This window comes from Flavobacterium sasangense DSM 21067 (assembly GCF_000686885.1).
In the GTDB taxonomy this organism is placed as follows: Bacteria; Bacteroidota; Bacteroidia; order Flavobacteriales; family Flavobacteriaceae; genus Flavobacterium; species Flavobacterium sasangense.
The window spans coordinates 339,087-357,292 of the sequence record NZ_JMLU01000001.1 but is presented as its reverse complement, the minus strand read 5'-3'; the positions used below and the strand labels follow the sequence as shown (position 1 = coordinate 357,292).

17 protein-coding genes are annotated in these 18,206 nt (G+C 31.9%); 6 read left to right on the top strand and 11 right to left on the bottom strand.

Annotated features, from left to right (window positions below; translation table 11 throughout):
• Positions 1-14: 14 nt before the first annotated feature.
• Both BP92_RS0101745 and BP92_RS0101740 read right to left on the bottom strand, forming a co-directional pair.
• The gene (locus tag BP92_RS0101745; RefSeq protein ID WP_026724461.1) at positions 15-485 is read right to left on the bottom strand and encodes an Lrp/AsnC family transcriptional regulator; all 471 of its coding nucleotides are present in this window, start codon (positions 483-485) and stop codon (positions 15-17) included.
• A 101-nt stretch (positions 486-586) separates the two neighbouring features.
• Positions 587-1,957: a saccharopine dehydrogenase family protein gene (locus tag BP92_RS0101740; protein ID WP_026724460.1), complete on the bottom strand. Its 1,371-nt coding sequence runs from the start codon at positions 1,955-1,957 to the stop codon at positions 587-589.
• Positions 1,958-2,083: 126 nt separating this feature from the next.
• Here BP92_RS0101740 and BP92_RS0101735 point away from each other — a divergent pair, with 126 nt between their 5' ends.
• Positions 2,084-2,470, top strand: a complete 387-nt coding sequence (locus BP92_RS0101735; protein ID WP_026724459.1) for a DUF423 domain-containing protein — start codon at positions 2,084-2,086, stop codon at positions 2,468-2,470.
• 69 nt (positions 2,471-2,539) lie between these two features.
• On the top strand, positions 2,540-4,165 hold the full coding sequence (gene pckA, locus BP92_RS0101730) for a phosphoenolpyruvate carboxykinase (ATP) (RefSeq protein WP_026724458.1): 1,626 nt from the start codon (positions 2,540-2,542) through the stop codon (positions 4,163-4,165).
• 102 nt (positions 4,166-4,267) lie between these two features.
• Here pckA and BP92_RS0101725 read toward each other — a convergent pair whose 3' ends face one another.
• From BP92_RS0101725 to BP92_RS0101710, 3 genes are all read right to left on the bottom strand, one after another.
• Positions 4,268-4,711 (bottom strand): hypothetical protein, encoded by a 444-nt coding sequence (locus BP92_RS0101725; protein WP_026724457.1) that lies wholly within the window; start codon positions 4,709-4,711, stop codon positions 4,268-4,270.
• 263 nt (positions 4,712-4,974) lie between these two features.
• Positions 4,975-5,724, bottom strand: coding sequence for a uroporphyrinogen-III synthase (locus BP92_RS0101715; protein ID WP_026724456.1), 750 nt, complete (start codon positions 5,722-5,724; stop codon positions 4,975-4,977).
• 17 nt (positions 5,725-5,741) lie between these two features.
• The gene (locus BP92_RS0101710; protein ID WP_026724455.1) at positions 5,742-6,407 is read right to left on the bottom strand and encodes a DUF4271 domain-containing protein; all 666 of its coding nucleotides are present in this window, start codon (positions 6,405-6,407) and stop codon (positions 5,742-5,744) included.
• Between the two features lie 107 nt (positions 6,408-6,514).
• Here BP92_RS0101710 and BP92_RS0101705 point away from each other — a divergent pair, with 107 nt between their 5' ends.
• From BP92_RS0101705 to BP92_RS15630, 3 genes are read left to right on the top strand one after another with little or no spacing between them, the layout of a single operon-like run.
• A complete protein-coding gene (locus BP92_RS0101705) occupies positions 6,515-7,237 on the top strand; it encodes a polyprenol monophosphomannose synthase (protein ID WP_026724454.1) in 723 nt (240 codons plus the stop codon).
• Positions 7,237-8,583 carry a dihydroorotase gene (locus tag BP92_RS0101700; protein WP_026724453.1) on the top strand — a complete coding sequence of 449 codons (1,347 nt, stop codon included), beginning with the start codon at positions 7,237-7,239 and terminating at the stop codon, positions 8,581-8,583. Before BP92_RS0101705 ends, BP92_RS0101700 begins: the two co-directional genes overlap by 1 nt.
• Entirely contained in the window at positions 8,583-8,972 is a 390-nt protein-coding gene (locus tag BP92_RS15630; protein WP_051604345.1) for a DUF4296 domain-containing protein, read from the top strand. Before BP92_RS0101700 ends, BP92_RS15630 begins: the two co-directional genes overlap by 1 nt.
• Here the strand turns inward: BP92_RS15630 and BP92_RS0101690 are convergent.
• Positions 8,935-9,945, bottom strand: a complete 1,011-nt coding sequence (locus BP92_RS0101690) for an NAD-dependent epimerase/dehydratase family protein (RefSeq protein ID WP_026724452.1) — start codon at positions 9,943-9,945, stop codon at positions 8,935-8,937. The two genes, BP92_RS15630 and BP92_RS0101690, sit on opposite strands and share 38 nt — an antisense overlap.
• A gap of 178 nt (positions 9,946-10,123) precedes the next feature.
• Between BP92_RS0101690 and tyrS the strand changes: the two genes are divergently transcribed.
• A complete protein-coding gene (gene tyrS, locus BP92_RS0101685) occupies positions 10,124-11,413 on the top strand; it encodes a tyrosine--tRNA ligase (protein WP_026724451.1) in 1,290 nt (429 codons plus the stop codon).
• Between the two features lie 52 nt (positions 11,414-11,465).
• Here tyrS and BP92_RS0101680 read toward each other — a convergent pair whose 3' ends face one another.
• The 5 genes from BP92_RS0101680 to BP92_RS0101660 all read right to left on the bottom strand — a co-directional run bounded on the left by BP92_RS0101680 (position 11,466) and on the right by BP92_RS0101660 (position 18,174).
• Positions 11,466-12,446 carry a LuxE/PaaK family acyltransferase gene (locus BP92_RS0101680; RefSeq protein WP_026724450.1) on the bottom strand — a complete coding sequence of 327 codons (981 nt, stop codon included), beginning with the start codon at positions 12,444-12,446 and terminating at the stop codon, positions 11,466-11,468.
• Positions 12,447-12,529: 83 nt separating this feature from the next.
• Entirely contained in the window at positions 12,530-13,570 is a 1,041-nt protein-coding gene (locus BP92_RS16630; RefSeq protein WP_051604344.1) for a T9SS type A sorting domain-containing protein, read from the bottom strand.
• Between the two features lie 103 nt (positions 13,571-13,673).
• On the bottom strand, positions 13,674-14,012 hold the full coding sequence (locus BP92_RS0101670) for a T9SS type A sorting domain-containing protein (protein WP_026724449.1): 339 nt from the start codon (positions 14,010-14,012) through the stop codon (positions 13,674-13,676).
• 108 nt (positions 14,013-14,120) lie between these two features.
• Positions 14,121-15,269, bottom strand: a complete 1,149-nt coding sequence (locus tag BP92_RS0101665) for a hypothetical protein (RefSeq protein ID WP_026724448.1) — start codon at positions 15,267-15,269, stop codon at positions 14,121-14,123.
• Positions 15,270-15,411: 142 nt separating this feature from the next.
• Positions 15,412-18,174 carry a TonB-dependent receptor gene (locus BP92_RS0101660; protein ID WP_026724447.1) on the bottom strand — a complete coding sequence of 921 codons (2,763 nt, stop codon included), beginning with the start codon at positions 18,172-18,174 and terminating at the stop codon, positions 15,412-15,414.
• Positions 18,175-18,206: the final 32 nt, after the last annotated feature.

Below are 18,206 nucleotides of genomic sequence, written 5' to 3'. Positions count from 1 at the left end.
ATTGTAATTAAACTTTACAACTGAATTTGTCTTTCAATTTGCTGTTCCAAAGAAATATAAGTTTCTGTTCGTGAAACGCCATCAATGGGTTGGATTTTCTTGTTGAGTAATTGCATCAAATGTTCGTTATCTCGGCAAATGATTTTGATTAAAATACTCCAATTCCCAGTAGTATAATGACATTCCAAAACTTCTGGAATTTTTTTTAATTCTTTAACTACTTCTGGATTACTCGATGCTTTTTCCAAATATATTCCAATGAAAGCCATCGTGCTATAACCCAAAACTTTTGTGTCTACAATAAATTTTGAACCCGAAATTACACCAGCTTGTTCCAATTTACGTAAACGTTGATGAATCGCAGCGCCTGAAATTCCAATTTTATTTGCAATCTGTAAAATAGGTTTACGCGCATCTTCCATTAAATCACGAAGGATTTCTTTGTCGATTCCGTCGATTTCAATTTGTAAGTGATTTATCTTCATTTTTAATTGATTTGAAAGTAAAAGTACAAAATCAATTTCAAACCAAATAAAAAAATCCGAAACCAGTTACGATTTCGGATTTTCAAATCTTGAATTAAGGTTTAATTTTTCACATTCAATGGATTATAACCTAAATAAGGCACTTCCATTTCTTTGAAAATTACGCCATAATCTTCTAATTCTTTCAGGATTGGATTGTATACTTCTTTTGTAATTGGTAGTTGTACACCTGGAGTAGTAATTTCTTTATTTAGGATTTTCAACGTAGCTATTGCAACTGGAAGTCCAACCGTTTTTGCCATTGAAGTATAGGTTTGGTCGTCACCAATGCAAACCATGGTAGAATCAATTTGTTTTTTCTCACCGTTTAGTTCGTAACCAAATTTGTGATACATCACAATCATATCTTTGTCATTTGGTTCTAAAGCCCATTTTTCAGATAAGATTTTTTCTAAAATTTGTGCTGGAGTTGCTTTTATTAAACCAATTTTTTTGTTCGGATTAAATAAATCAATTTCCACTAATTTATCCCAAATGATATCATCTTGATCAATTTTTTGCGCGTGACGCAATTTAATTTCCACAGTATCGGTTGGGTGATAAGGTAAAAACGAATTGGTGAATTCACGATACGTCATGTTTTCCGAATTGTCAATTGTGTATGAATCGTCAGTCATTCCTAGTTGTACTAAAATATCCCAAGCTCTTGAATACCCAACTCTTCTAATTGTTCCTCGGTAACAAGTTAAGGCATTATCTAAACCGTAAACGCTTCTGTATTTTAGAGAATCTCTGTTGGCATATGCTTCAAATCTTCCGTAACCTTCTACTTCTAAAAACTCGGTTCTTCTGAATAATTTAGTGTATGGGATGTATTTATAAGTGCCTTCTTGAATAAATTTGGCAGCACCACCTTGTCCAGCTAATACTACATTTCTAGGATTCCAAGTAAATTTGTAATTCCATAAATTGGTATCGCTTTCAGGAGCCACTAAACCACCACAGAACGATTCGAATAAAATGATGTTTCCGCCTTTTTCGCGAATTTCATCCAATACTTTCATCGCACTCATGTGGTCGATTCCTGGGTCAAGCCCAATTTCATTCATAAAAACCAAACCATTTTCTTTAGCTGCAGCATCTAATTCTTGCATTGCTGGACTAATATAAGATGCGGTTACCATATGTTTTTTGTAAGTAATACAATCTTTAGCTACTTCTAAATGCAAATGTGCAGGTAACATCGAAACAACCACATCTGCTTTTTGAATTTCTTCTTTTCGTTGCGCTTCATTGAAAATATCAAAAGCAATTGATCTGGCGTTTTTATGATTGTTGGTCTTTTGTTTTGCCAATTCTTCTGACAAATCACCAATAGTAACTTGAAGATTTTCAGCTTCTGAATGGTCTAAAAGGTATTTTATAAGAGATGAAGCAGAACGTCCTGCTCCAATGACTAAAATATGTCTCATCTTTGGATGTGTTGTAAAAATATCACACGAAGATAGTAAAATGTTATATTTATGAAAACATTTTCTTGATTTATGTCATAATTTAACATAAAAACTTTTGCTATCTTTGGTCTCAAATTTTATAAAATGGATAAGAAAATACTGTTGGTTGCTGCTATTTTAGGAGTTACAGCTATAATTTTAGGAGCTTTTGGAGCTCATGGATTAAAGAAAGTACTTTCGGTGGAGCAATTGGCAACATTTGAAGTTGGAGTGCGTTATCAAATGTATCATGCATTGTTTTTACTTTTTATTGGAACTTTTACTTTTTTAGGAGAGAAAGAACGTTCTATTATTTTTTATTTGACAATCATTGGTGTTTTGTTTTTTTCAGGCTCGATTTATTTTTTAGCAACAAATACAATCACTAATTTAAAGACGAAATTTTTAGGACCAATAACGCCAATTGGAGGTTTGTTCTTAGTTTCGGCTTGGGGATACTTATTTTATGCGGTTTTATCTAAAAAACACTAAATTAAAATGCTATCTCAAATTTAATTTATAATTTTGCACTTTATTTTAAACACAACATAACCTAATTTTATGGATACGAATGCTCAAACTACGAAATCGATTTCGTTAGAAAAGTACGGAATCGTTAATGTATCAGAAATAATATACAATCCTTCATACGACTATTTATATAATGAAGAATTAAACCCAGCTTTAGAAGGTTTTGAAAGAGGTCAGTTGTCAGAACTTGGCGCGGTAAACGTAATGACGGGTGAATTCACAGGTCGTTCTCCTAAAGACAAATATATTGTTAAAGATAGCGTTACAGAAAACACAATTTGGTGGAATTCTGATAAAGCGGCTAACGATAACAAACCAATTTCTCAAGATACTTGGAATGCTTTAAAAGAAACTACGGTAAAGCAATTATCTAATAAAAAATTATACGTTGTTGACGCTTTTTGTGGTGCAAACGAAAACACAAGATTGAAAGTTCGTTTCATCATGGAAGTAGCATGGCAAGCACACTTTGTGAAAAACATGTTCATTCGTCCAACAGAAGCTGAATTAGAAAACTTTGGTGAGCCAGATTTCGTTGTAATGAATGGTTCAAAAACAAGTTTTAAAGATTACGCAGCTCACGGATTAAATTCTGAAGTATATGTAGCATTTAACTTAACTGAGAAAATCCAATTAATTGGAGGAACTTGGTACGGTGGTGAAATGAAAAAAGGATTGTTCTCAATGATGAACTATTACTTACCATTACAAGGAATTGCTTCTATGCACTGTTCAGCTAACAAAGGAAAAGATGGCGATGTTGCTGTTTTCTTCGGATTATCTGGAACAGGAAAAACTACGTTATCAACAGATCCAAAACGTGAATTAATCGGAGACGACGAGCACGGATGGGATAATGATGGTGTTTTCAACTTTGAAGGTGGATGTTATGCAAAAACTATCGATTTAAGTAAAGAAAACGAACCGGATATCTTCGGAGCTATCAAAAGAGATGCGTTATTAGAAAACGTAACGGTTGATGCTAACGGAAAAATTGATTTCAAAGATGGTTCAGTTACACAAAACACACGTGTTTCTTACCCAATTAATCATATTGAAAATATTGTAAGACCCGTTTCTAAAGCAGGTCACGCTACTAAAGTTATTTTCTTAACAGCAGATGCATTCGGAGTAATGCCTCCAGTTTCTAAATTAACTCCAGAGCAAACTAAATATTACTTCTTATCAGGATTTACAGCTAAATTAGCCGGAACTGAAAGAGGAGTAACTCAACCAGAACCAACATTCTCAGCTTGTTTCGGAAAAGCATTCTTATCATTACACCCAACAAAATACGGTGAAGAATTAGTTAAGAAGATGGAACAACATAATGCTACAGCTTACATGGTTAACACAGGTTGGAATGGTACTGGAAAACGTATTTCAATTAAAGATACTCGTGCAATTATCGATGCTATTTTAGATGGTTCTATCGAAAATGCAGAAACTAAAACAGTTCCAGTATTTAATTTTGTAGTTCCTACTGCTTTACCAAATGTTGATACGAACATTTTAGATCCAAGAAACACCTATGCTGATGCAGCTGAATGGAATGCAAAAGCTGAAGACTTAGCTTCAAGATTTATCAAAAACTTCGTTCAATATACAGACAATGAAGAAGGGAAATCTTTAGTGGCAGCTGGTCCTCAATTGTAATTAAAGAAATTTATATAGTAAAAAAGTCCCGAAATTTTCGGGACTTTTTATTTTTAACAATAACGATTTTAAAATAATTATTGTTGGACGACTATATATTATTTACATCTCTTCTAGAAAGTTAATTTTTACTTCTATTGCTTTATATTTATTGTCTTTTTTAGTCTTTGTATCAATTAAATATATGACACAATTATAAAATTTATCAATAATATTTTTATATCCTATCTTTTGCATTTTTTTAATACAATAGATTTTTTCATCATTTTTCCTGATAAATTTTTTATCAATCGATTTAACATCTGCTTTATTATCAAAATCAATCATATCATCAACATAAATAGGAATTGATAGACTGTTATTTTGCGAATCATTAAAGTAATAAGTATATAAATAACTAAAAGGTTCTTTGTTTTTATATGCAGTAACTTTAATTGACATATCTTTTTTGTGGTTATAATATAAGTAAATAGTATCTTTTTTGGTTTGTCCTATTATTATAGAATTAAATAATAAAAAGAAAAATATTAAAATTTGTTTTTTCATAATTTATAAACAGTTTTTAGTAACTTGGTTTTCATAAAGAGAATATTTTTGATAAAAATAGTTTTCAATTGGATTATTTGTAGTTGTGTTTAAAAATTACATAATTTTTTCTTGATTTGTTCTTCATGTTTAATTGTTTTAAAATTTCAACAAATTTTAGAAAGTTTTTCAAATGCATTGCTGTAGTTTTTCTTCATATTTTCAATAACAAACAAAAAACCCAAACTCTTTCGAATTTGGGTTCTATATATTTTTGTTTGTTTTTATTTTCCTTTGTTAGCTTCAGCTACATATTTTTCTAAAGCTCCTGTCATCGATGGTGTTCCAGGGCTTGGTGCCATAATGTCTACACGTAAACCGTGTTCTAAAGCTTCTTTTTTTGTGGTTTCTCCAAAAACAGCAATTCTAGTGTTGTTTTGTTGGAAATCAGGGAAGTTTTTAAATAACGATTTAATTCCTGTTGGACTAAAAAACGCTAAAATGTCGTAATAAACATCTTTCAAGTCTGATAAATCACTCATTACCGTTCTGTAGAAAATACCTTGTTTCCATTCTACTTTTAAACCATCTAATGTTTGTGGAACATCGGCGTTTAATTGGTCGGTATTTGGTAATAAGAATTTTTCGTCTTTATATTTTTTAATTAGCGGAGCTAAATCAGCGAAGTCTTTTTGACCTACATAAATTTTTCTCTTTCTATATACTACATAACGTTGTAAGTAAAAAGCAACCGCTTCAGATTGACAGAAATATTTTAAATCTTCTGGTACTTTGTAGCGCATTTCTTCAGCTACTCTAAAAAAGTGATCTACAGCATTTCTACTTGTTAATATGATGGCAGTATAATTATTTAAGTCGATTTTTTGAGCGCGAACTTCTTTAGCCGGAACACCTTCTACATGGATGAAAGGTCGAAAATCAACCTTTACTTTCAGTTTATTTTGAAGCTCAAAATACGGAGAATTTTCTACTTTAGGCTCTGGTTGTGAAACTAATATTGTTTTCACTTTCAAATTTGACATATTTCTCTCTAATTTTTTGTAAACCAATTATAAATAAAATAGTAAGGTGCTATTTCAAGGGTGCAAAGATATAAAATAAAATAAAATATTTTACGTAATAGTAAATTTTGATACAATTTCAATGCAACCAAGTAAGTAGTGATGTTTATTGTGATTAGGGTAATCAATAATGTCCAAAAAAACCAATCCGAATCAAACGAATTGTAAAATAAAATGATATTAACAGGTAATAAAATGAATCCAAAATAAGCTCTATAATTGACTTTCAATAAGTTAAATTGCTCGTTAAACTCCTCAATTTTAAATGCTGTTGCAATAATTTTTTCAATTAAGAATTTAGATAGAATAAAAACACTCAAAAAAGTAAAGATTTGAATGTAAATAATAAAATCGGTTTTTTCAGCTCTATTGAATTGGTTTAAAACCAATAGCGTAAAAAACGAAAATGAAATTAACTGTAAAACAAACATTGAAATCGTAAAACCACTCATCAAGTTACTACTATCGCGATAAATCTTGGTGTATTTATCGGAATAAGCCAATCGAACAAACTCGTTAAAGCGAACAGAAGATATGGTTTTGTTAATGGCAATTATAGCCACGCAGATAATAAACAAGATGGTTGCCCAATCTTTGCTTTCGATGATTCTGTCGTGTAATTGAATTGCTAACATAATTGGCGCAAAATTACAAAAAATAGTGTCACTTTCATTATTATAAAATTATTAAGAATTGTCAGCTAGAAATACCTTATTTTTGCAGTTGAAATACAAGATTTTTTATGGCTCAGGGTATTGTTGTAATTCCAACTTTTAACGAAATTGAAAATATTGAAGCAATTGTAAAGGCAGTTTTGTCTTTGCCTACTCCTTTTCATGTTTTAATCGTAGATGACAATTCGCCTGATGGTACAGCGGCAAAAGTGAAAGAAATGCAAGAAGAATTTCCAACACGATTGCATTTAAAAGTACGCATGAAAAAATCGGGTTTAGGTACGGCTTATGTGGCTGGATTTAAATGGGCGCTTTCTCACGGATACGACTATATTTTTGAAATGGATGCCGATTTTTCTCACAATCCAAACGATTTAGAAAAGTTGTTAGCTGCTTGTGAAAATGGTGCAGATGTTGCCATTGGTTCCCGATATTCTAACGGAGTGAATGTGGTAAATTGGCCTTTGAGTCGTGTTTTACTATCTTATTTTGCTTCTGTTTACGTTCGAATGATAACAGGCATGAAAATTGCTGATGCTACTGCAGGATTTAAATGTTACAGAAGACAAGTTTTAGAAGCTATCAATTTGGATAAAATAAAATTTGTGGGTTATGCGTTTCAGATTGAAATGAAATATCGCGCTTTCGTAAAGAATTTTAAAATTGTTGAAGTGCCTATCATTTTTACCGATAGAACAAAAGGACAATCAAAAATGAGTGGAGGAATTATCCGCGAAGCCGTAGTAGGAGTAATAATGTTGAGGTTAAGAAAAATATTTAATAGATTATAATGAGTACTGTTTTAATTCGAAATGCCAAAATTGTTAATGAAGGAGTTATTTTTGAAGGTGATATTTTAATTGAGAATGAATTCATTAAAGAGATTGCCGAAAAAATAAGTCCTAAATCGTCTGATTGCGTTATTATTGATGCGGAAGGAAGTTATGTAATGCCTGGAGCAATTGACGATCAAGTGCATTTTAGAGAGCCAGGGCTTACACATAAAGGAAATATAGAAACAGAAAGTAGAGCAGCGGTTGCTGGCGGAATAACTTCGTTCATAGAACAGCCAAATACAGTTCCAAATGCTGTTACTCAAGAACTTTTAGAAGATAAATATCAAATTGCCTCTCAAAAATCGTATGCGAATTATTCGTTTATGATGGGAGGAACCAACGATAATTTAGAGGAAGTTTTAAAAACAAATCCAAGAAATGTTGCAGGAATCAAATTATTTTTGGGTTCTTCAACAGGAAATATGTTGGTAGATAATCCAGAAGTTTTAGAAAAGATTTTCTCCTCAACAAAAATGCTAATCGCGGTTCACTGTGAAGATGAAGCAACTATAAAAGCTAATACTGAAAAGTATAGAGAGGAATTCGGAGATGATATTCCAATGAAATACCATCACTTAATTAGAAGTGCAGAAGCTTGTTATTTGTCTTCGTCAAAAGCGATTGAATTAGCTAAAAAAACAGGTGCTCGTTTACATGTTTTTCATTTATCAACGGCAAAAGAAATGGAGTTGTTTACCAATAAAATTCCATTAGAACAAAAACAAATTACTGCCGAAGTTTGTGTGCATCATTTATGGTTTACCGATGCTGATTATGAAACGAAAGGTTCATTAATCAAATGGAATCCAGCTGTAAAAACACAAGAAGATAAAGACGCGTTATGGAAAGCGTTATTAGATGATAGAATTGATGTGATTGCAACCGATCACGCCCCACATACTTTAGAAGAAAAAATCAATCCCTATATGACATGCCCTTCTGGTGGACCGTTAGTTCAGCACGCAGTTGTGGCTATGTTTGAAGCGCATCATCAAGGAAAAATTTCGGTAGAAAAGATTGTAGAGAAAATGTGTCACAATCCGGCAAAAATTTTCAAAATTGAAAAGCGAGGTTTTATTAAGGAAGGATATTATGCTGATATTGCCATTGTAAATGCTTATTTACCTTGGAATGTAAAAAAAGAAAATATTTTATATAAATGTGGTTGGTCGCCTTTTGAAGGATATAACTTCAAATCGAGAGTAACACATACTTTTGTTAATGGAAAATTAGTTTATCACAATGGTAAAGTAAAAGATGTAAAAGTAGGCCAACGATTATTATTTGAAAGAGAAGTGTAATGAAGCAAATACTGTTTTTATTGGTAAGTTTATTGGTGCTTTCTTGTACCAATAATCCCGTTCCTAAACCGGATAATTTACTGGACGAGGAAGTGATGGTAGATATTATTTTTGATATTTCAATTCTTCAAGCTGCAGATGGGTCTATGCCTTACAAGTTGATGGAATATAATGTTGAAATGGATAAATATATTTTAGATAAATATAAAATAGACAGTACTACTTATCGTCAAAATCAAAAATATTATGCGGCTAATGCCCGAAAATACAAAAAGATTTATAAAAAAGTAATTGAAAGATTGGAGCAAGAAAAAATTAAAGTTGAGCAAGATGCTAGTAAGGTAAATGGAACTAATGGTGAGAAACAAATTTATGTTCCTGTAGAATAGTCTTTAGATACGTTTCTTTTTTTTGAAAAATAATATCCAATTCCGATTCAATTTTTGAAGTATCAAAAGTAGTCTCAGAATGTGATGAGTGGGCAATGCTTTGTGTTAATCTTCTTTTTCGATTTAGTAATTTTGAAATCAACCAATCCATTCGCCAAGCAATAGAAGTCATTAATTTTGTTGCTTCAATAGAAGGTTTTTTTACTTTTAATTCCTCTGCAATAAAATCAAGTAAAGCTTTTGTGGAAATATTTTCGCCAACTAAAGTATAACGCTCTCCGTTTATTGAACTTTTCATAAGTTGAATCATGCATTTTGTTACATCTTCAACAGAAACAATTCCAATATTACCATTGGTATAGAAAGACAATCCTTTTTTTACCGATTGAATAATCACATCGCTCCCTTTTTTTGGGAAACCGTAACCAAAAATCACACCTGGATTCACAATTACAACTTCTAAACCTTCTTGATGTCCACGCCAAACTTCCATTTCAGCGCCATATTTTGTAATCGCATAATCACTATGTAATTCTTCTGGATTCCATTCGGTTTCTTCTGTAATGGTAGTTTCGTGTTCTTTTGGAGTTCCTAAAGCGGCAATCGAACTTACATGACAGAGTTTTTTTACTCCAAAATCAATACAGCAATTCACCACATTAGCTGTTCCTTCGATATTGATTTTTCGAAGTTCGTCTTCGTCGCTTGGGTCAAACGAAATCAAAGCAGCACAATGATAAACATGAGTGACATTTTCAAAAGCAATTTCTAAGGACGGAATATCAGTAATATCGCCTTTTACCCAATTGATTTTATCAAAAAGCCTAGTTTGATTATAAAAAGCAAAAACATTTTTCACTTTTTCAATTTGTTTTTCAGAACGGAATAAGGCTTTGACTTCCTCATTTTCTTGAAGAAGTTGCACTAATAAATGCGAACCTACTAATCCTGTTGCTCCTGTGACTAAAATCATGTTGTAAAGATAATATTTTTTGAGAAGATAGAATATAGGTATTAGAAGTTAGAAAACAGACTTGACTTTATTATTGATTTTTGCATTTGAAATTGAACTTGAAATTGCCCTTGAATTTTGAATAAAACTTTTAAACTTTTAAACTAAAAACTATCTTTGCTCAAATTATTTAAGAATCATGAAAAATTTTATTGAAGAAGTGACTTGGAGAGGAATGCTCCACGACGTAATGCCAGGCACAGAAGAACATTTGATGGAGCAGATGCGTGTGGCGTATGTGGGTATTGATCCAACCGCCGATTCATTGCATATAGGACATTTAGTTGGAGTTATGTTGTTGAGACATTTCCAATTGAGTGGTCATAAACCATTAGCGCTTGTAGGTGGAGCAACCGGAATGATTGGTGATCCATCAGGAAAATCTAATGAAAGAAATTTATTAGACGAAGCTACTTTGCGTCATAATCAAGAAGCGATTAAAGGACAATTGGCTCGCTTTTTAGATTTTACTTCAGCCGAAGCAAATGCTGCAGAGTTAGTAAACAACTACGATTGGATGAAAGAATTCTCTTTCTTAGATTTCATTCGTGATGTTGGAAAGCACATTACCGTGAATTACATGATGGCGAAAGATTCGGTTAAAAAACGTTTGACTGGAGAAACTTCAGAAGGAATGTCGTTTACTGAATTTACATACCAATTAGTTCAAGGTTACGACTTTTTACATTTATACCGTGCTAAAAAATGTACGCTACAAATGGGAGGAAGTGATCAATGGGGTAATATTACTACAGGAACTGAATTAGTTCGTAGAATTGAATCTGGGAAAGCGTATGCGTTAACTTGTCCATTAATTACAAAAGCAGATGGAACGAAATTCGGAAAATCAGAAGGTGGAAATATTTGGTTGGATGCTGAGAGAACTTCGCCTTACAAATTTTACCAATACTGGTTAAATACTTCGGATGTTGATGCTGAAAAATACATTAAGATTTTCACCTTCTTAGATAAAGAAACAATTGAAAAGTTAATCGCTGAACATAACGAAGCGCCTCATTTAAGAACATTACAAAAACGTTTAGCAGAAGAAATTACGATAATGGTTCATTCTGCAGCAGATTTAGAAAATGCAATTGCTGCTTCAAATGCGTTCTTTAGTCCATCTATGGATGAGTTGAAAAAGTTAGATGAAAAAACGTTTTTAGAAGTGTTTGATGGTGTGCCTCAAGCTGAGATTTCTATGGAAGATTTGAATGCAGGTTTGGATATGATTGCAGCTTTAGCAGCAAAAACAAACTTCTTAGCTTCAAATAGTGATGCGCGTAGAGAATTGAAACAAAACTCGATTTCCTTAAACAAGGAAAAAGTAGGGGAAGATAAAATCATTACAAAAGAGGATTTAATCAACAATCAATTCTTGTTATTGCAAAAAGGAAAGAAAAATTATTACGTGATAAAAATTGTTTAATCGTTAAATTGTTAAGTTGTAGAATCGATTAAACAAATCATCAGATTAACACTTAAACAATCATCAGGTTACAACCACGAATATCTGAATTATCAAAACGTCCCAACACTTCGAAAGAATGGTTGGGATATTTTTTTCCCAAATCCTGCGTAGCAATAAACGAACACGAATTAATATTGGCCAAATCAATAACGTTAATTCCGCCAGTTTTTCCTTCGGAAACATAAGTCAAAGCATCTTCAGTGTCGCGAACTAAAATTTGCATCCATGGCGGGCATTCGAAAATACCATCACCTAAAGAATACGCTTGCGATAGTAATTCGGTCATGCCATATTCGGAGTGGATTTTTGAAACACCAAATCCCTTGCATAAAATGGAATGTAATTCTTCACGGATCATTTCTTTGCGTTTGCCTTTCATGCCGCCGGTTTCCATTATGATAGTGTTTTTTAATTGGAATTTTTGCTTCTCAATTAAATCCAACAAAGCATACGTAACTCCAATTAAAATCACATTCTGACCTGAATCATCCAATTCAATCAATTTTGAAATCAATTCATCATAATTGTTTAAATAAAATCCAGAATCTTCATGATTGCTACTTTGAATTAAATCTTCTACCATATAAATTAATGAAGAACCTTCACGCTCTAAATAGGATGGGAGTAAGGCTAAAACGCAATAATCTTCAATATTACCATAGAATTCTGAAAAACCTAAACGATAACTCATTTCATACCAACTTACATCGGTAACTAAATGTTTGCTGGTTTGCATTCCTGTTGTACCGCTACTGGTAAACGTTTGTTGAATAGTTTCTGGAGAACTTAAAACGTTATGACTTTTAAAAAACTGAATGGGTAAAAATGGAATTTCGGTTAACGATTTCACATTGGTTTTGTCTTTCTTTAAGAAGTTGCAAAATTGTTGGTACACCAAATTGTTATCGTACTGATGACGAAATACTTTTAAAGTAATTTTTTCAAATTCTTTTTTAGAGCCAATTTGGAAAATATCTTCTTGTGGAATCATGGTGCAAAAATAGGAAACAAATTTATCATAACTAAAAAAGCACCAACTTTCGTTGATGCTTTTCAATATGTTTTAAAAACTAATTATTGGATAACTAATTTTCTTGTAGCAGTTTTGCCTTCTTCAGTAACTTTTACAATGTAAACACCTGAAGCTAGGTTGCTTACGTCAACTGAAGTATTGTTAACTTTAGTTGATAAAACTTCTTTGCCTAAGACATTGTAGATTTTTACATTCATTTCAGCATTAGCAGTTGAAGTAATAAATAATGTATTTCCTTTTAATGGGTTTGGATACATTGTTAAACCTGAAATTGAATTTGAATTTGTGCTAGCTGGAGCTTCTGGAGTAACGCTTGCCCAAGTTTCACCAACTCTTATTTCATCAATTTCAGCTTTTGGAGTAGCAGAAGCATTTCTTATAGCAACAGAAGCGAATGCAGTAACAGCAGCTGTCCCTGAATTGTTTGTAATAGTTGAAGTTGGCTCAGTTCCTCCTAAGTTAGAAGGGTTTACCCACATCGTAGCAACTGTAGGCGCTGCACTTCTATCATATTTTACAACTACTAGGTAAGTTGTTCCAAAATTAAGATCAACTGGATTTTCAGTATACGTTAATGTACCTGTTGATGTGTTAGAAATTGAAAGTCTGAAATTAGCTCCTGAATTTGTTGTTGTTGCAGCAACTCTACCGAATAAACTTGAAACACTAGTTCCTGTAGTTCCGCCTAAACTTATAAAGTAATTGTTAGTGCCAGAAATCGTAGCCGTAAGTTGAGTATTGTCTACAATGTTTAATAAAAATGAGTAATAAATTGTTGTAGCTGTAGTTGTGAATCCTCTATTAATATCTCTAGGTACTGTTGTATTATTTCCAGGTAATAAAATCTTATTACCGTTTGAGTTTGCTAGACCTGGATATGTTAAATTTCCTGAAATAACATCAATAGTTCCAATTTGTGAGTTACTGTGGGTAGACCAATTATTGGAACCAGTCGCATCGGTAGTGTTAGTGTTGCCGCCAACAAAACCAGGTACAGTGTAATTAAAATCTTCATACAAAGCAACCTGACCAAAAGAAATCCCAGTTAAAGCAACAAATAATAAAGTGTAAAGTTTTTTCATTTTTTCATTTTTTAATTAATGGTACAAAGATAGAAACAAATTAAATTTCTTACTAATAAAAAGATGTTAAGTTTAAATTAATTTTATTTAATTAAAAATATAACTAATTGATAATTAACTTTCTTGTTGCGGTAGCTTCACCTTCTTTAATTTTGATGATATAAACACCGGCGGCAAGATTGCTCACATTTACTTCTTTTGAAGTAATAACCGTCTCTAGTACTTTTTTTCCAAGTACATTAAAAATTTCCACCTTTTTGTCTAATGACGATTTGGTAGTAATGTAAATTTTATCAGAGTTTACGGGGTTTGGATAAATAGCTAAGCCCTCAATTGTGGGTTCTTGAGTTTTAGTTGCAATAGCAGATTTGTTCTCTTGTGCCTGAAGGCTAAAAGAAAACAAAAACATAAGAAGAAAAATATAAAAGTAATTTTTTTTCATGTACAACTATTATTGAGTGTAAAGATAATAATTTTTTTAATTGCAAATACAATGCCAAATAAAAAATCCCTCACGAAGAGGGATTATGTAATACAATTTTGTTTTTAATTAAAAACCAGTTGTCCAGCCAGTTGCCCAAGTTGGTGTTGCACCACTATTTCCAGCTCCAGTGTTTGTTCCTACAGTTAAGTAAGTTGTATTTGTACCAGCGTATTCAGAATTCGTTGTTATAGTTGCTCCAAAATAAATAGGATTGAAAGTAACAAAACCATTATCAACGTTTAAGTTTGAATTAGCATCAGCTGTTGATGAATTGATTTTTAAACCTTTAGTAAATCCATCAATATAGATGTTTTGACAGTTCCATTTACCAGTACCTTCTTTTAAATACATTCCGTGCTCAGAACCAGCTAAACTTCCTTTTAAGATTGTAAAGTTTTTTAATGTTGCGTTTGTTGTTGGAGTTGCAGCTCCATTGTCTCCATTGTTTGAACCTTCAACTCCTGCTTTAGCTACATCTTTGATAAACACATAATCAATTGTTCCAGAGAAACCATCAGCAAAGTCAACCGCATCATCTTCACTATGTAATGCAATTAAATATCTTGGATTGACAGCTCCACCAAAAAATTCAATTCCATCATCACCACTTTTGTAAGCTTGAACATATTCGAAAACCGTACCGCTACCTACACCAAATAATGATACACCATTAAATTCTTTAGTTGCGTTAAATGCAGCACCTGTGTATTCAACTCTTAAGTAACGAATAACACCTGAACTATCTGTGTTTTCTGTGCCTCCATAAGTTAAATCTCCTACCTCTGAAGTAGCAGTTTGACCAGTTGAACCTCCTTTGTTTGTGTTTGCTCTACCACAAATTACTAATCCACCCCAATCTCCTGTAGCTTTAACAGCGTTACCACTTGTCATTACTACTGGATTAGTAGATGTTCCATTCACATAAAGTAACCCGTCTTGAGCGATTGCAATGTAAGAAGCAGTTCCTCCAGTAGCTTCAATTCTTGTTCCAGCTGGAATAGTTAAAGTTGCACCACCTCTAACGATAAATGAACCTGTTAAGTTGTATACTTGTGTAGGGTCTAATGTAGCAGATTGTCCTGCTAACAATTCTCCTTTAAAATCTGCTGGATTAATAGTCACAGCATTATTGTTGTTATCAGATTCTTCATCTCTTGAGCAAGAAGTGAAAGTTAAAACAGCTATAGCTAAAGCTGATAATAGTAAATTTTTCATTTTTGTGTTATTTAATTTATTGAAGCAAATGTAGACCTGAATTGTTTTTTAGTGTTTATCCTAATGTTATTAGTTTATTAAAAAAGAAGGCAGATTTTGAAATAAAATCTGCCAAATATTTAATTATTGTTAACTAATTGTTTTAGAAAGAATATTTCATCGAAATACTAAAGTTTCTCCCCTTCTTGTAAGAGTCAACTACAACATTTTGAATATCTTGTGTTCTTTCGATAGTTGGGTTGGTTAAGTTCTTTGCACTAAATCCAAACCCAATATTTTTGTTTATTTTATATTTTAATACAAAATCTAAAGTAATAACTTCACTATCTACTAAATCCCCTTTTCCGGTAACACCAAGCGCATAAATTCTGTCTGAAAAGTAACCTCCAGCTAAAGTTGCCGTTAGCGATTTATCATTTTTAAAATCTTTGTTGAAACTGATATCAGAGTTTACTAATAAATCAGAAGCTCCTGTAAGTCTTGAATCTTTATTTGTAAATGCCACACTAATTCCTGGATTTTCTTCAATTACTTTTTGAGTATCTAAATCTTGATTAGTAAATAAATAAGAAACATTTAATCCAAAACCTAAATTAGTTTTTTCACCTGTTGTACTATTTTCTCTTGAAATAATGTTTTTTCTCCATTCCCCTTCAATCCCTAAACCGATTGCTTTTTCTCCTGTATTTACCCAAGAAATATCATTTGTAGCAGAAGCAACTGTAACTTGATTGATTGGGTTTTGAATATATTTACCAAATCCTGTAAATGATATAACTTCACCATTTTTAGGATACATTTCCCATTTTAGATCAAAGTTATAATCAGTAGAGTTGTATAAGTTTTCATTTCCAAAGAAACTTTGTCCTACTTCTTCAAATAAGAAAGGTGCTCTTTCTTTAAACTGAGGTAAAGTATAAGTTTTACTAGCTGCAAATTTTATATTTTGTTTTTCGCTTATTTCATATTTTGCAGTTAATGAAGGTAAATATTCCATGGTATCAGATAATTTTTTCCCAGACTTTAATGAAGTGCTGTAAAAAATATCTTGGATAATATATTCAGAACGGAAACCAGCAATTACGAATAATTTTGGTGTAAACTGATATTCAATAGCTCCAAAACCTGCAGAAATAATTTGTTGACCATTAAAATTTTGAGGATCTAATGCATTTGGAGCACTTAAACCACCTCTAAATGTTTGAATATCGAAATATCCTAAATTGAAGCTATTTTGATTAAAATATCCATCAATGTTATTCAAATCTATAATTTGTTGCGAGTTAATTTTGAAGTTAAATTGAGTTGCATCAAAATTAATTTCTTTATATCTGGCGCTATATCCTGCGATAAATTTCCCTTTATATTTGTCTTCAGCTGTTTTCCCAAATTTATATGACAAAGTAAAATTCCCAGCTAATTCATCATCAGTCATTTCTTGAAAATATCTATGATTATCCGATTTGTTTAAGTTTGAAACAATTAGTGGAGATGTTGTTGGGTTGTCATTATCTGATGGTACGAATGTGTTTTGCATACGATCAGGAATTACGTTTGTCATCATGTTGTATGAAAGTCCCCAATCAAAGTTGATACGATTACTCAAAGTGTGATTACCTAATAACTGATTAATAAGTAATGAAGTTCTTTCAAATGTTGAACGTGTTAAATATCCTCCGCCATTAGGAGCTGCATCAAAAATATCAATTACACCTGTAAACTCTTCGTGTTTTTGAGATGTAGAATTAATATACATCGTATTTAATTTGATGTTATGATTACTGTTTATTTTATAGTTAATATTAGCCATAGCATTTGAACTTGTTTGGTATTCATATGCTTTTCTAAATAAATCTTTATAAGCTACACCTTGACTAGCTTCAACACCACCTCTTCTTACACCTTCTTTGTAATTATAATTATTATCAAATGAAGTGTTTAAAAAGAAGCTTAATTTCCCGTTAGAACCTACTGAGTAAGAATCGCCTCCTCTTAAGTAAAATGAACTTCCTATTGGAGTTGCAGCTTGTTTGTCCCAACTTGTAGTAAAATTATAACTAGCTAATGGATTATTTGGTATAGGTTGATTACTAAAACCATTAAAACTTGGTCCGTCTTGCAAATAAAATTTGTTTTGTGAAATTGCATTTGAATTTGCATTCATACCACTTCCTACTTCAATCATTCCGCTTCCTTTGTATGTTTTAGAAACAATATCAACGTTTGCTCCTGCAAAGTCTCCATAGTTTTTATAATTGAATGTTTTATCAATTCCAATGTATTCCACAATGTCAGTTGAGAAAACATCTAAAGACATATTTTTAGTAGAAGGATTATTTGATGGTAATGGTAATCCATTCATTGTAGTAGAATTGTATCGATCACCTAAACCTCTAACAAAAATATCGCTTGAACCCTCTTGTTTAGAAATACCCGATGTTTTTGCAACTGCTGCTGCTACATCTCCAATTCCTTTTTTAGAAATTTCTTCAGCACCAATACTTTGTTTGATCTCAACTGCTTTTTGTTGTTCTTGTAATAAAGCACTTTCTTTTTCTTTAGAAACCACTTGAATAATTTCAATATCAGCTAACTGAACGCCACTAGCTTCTAAAGTGTGATTGATTACTTTTTTCTCATTGGCTTTTAAGGTAAATGGTATTTCTTTAGTTTCGTATCCTAAATATCCAATTACTAAAGTATAATTTCCTGGTTTTAATGAAATGGAATATTTACCATTTTCATCTGTAGAAGTTCCTTGTTTTGTTCCTTTAATTACTATGTTAGCAAAAGGTAAAGGTTCGTTGTTAAATTCTTTATCTAAAATAGTTCCAGTTACAGTTCCATTTTGAGCAAACATTGCTACTGAAAAGAATAATGATAATAATAGATAACGTAGTTTCATTTTGTGTTGTTAAATTTTGGTGCAAAGGAACT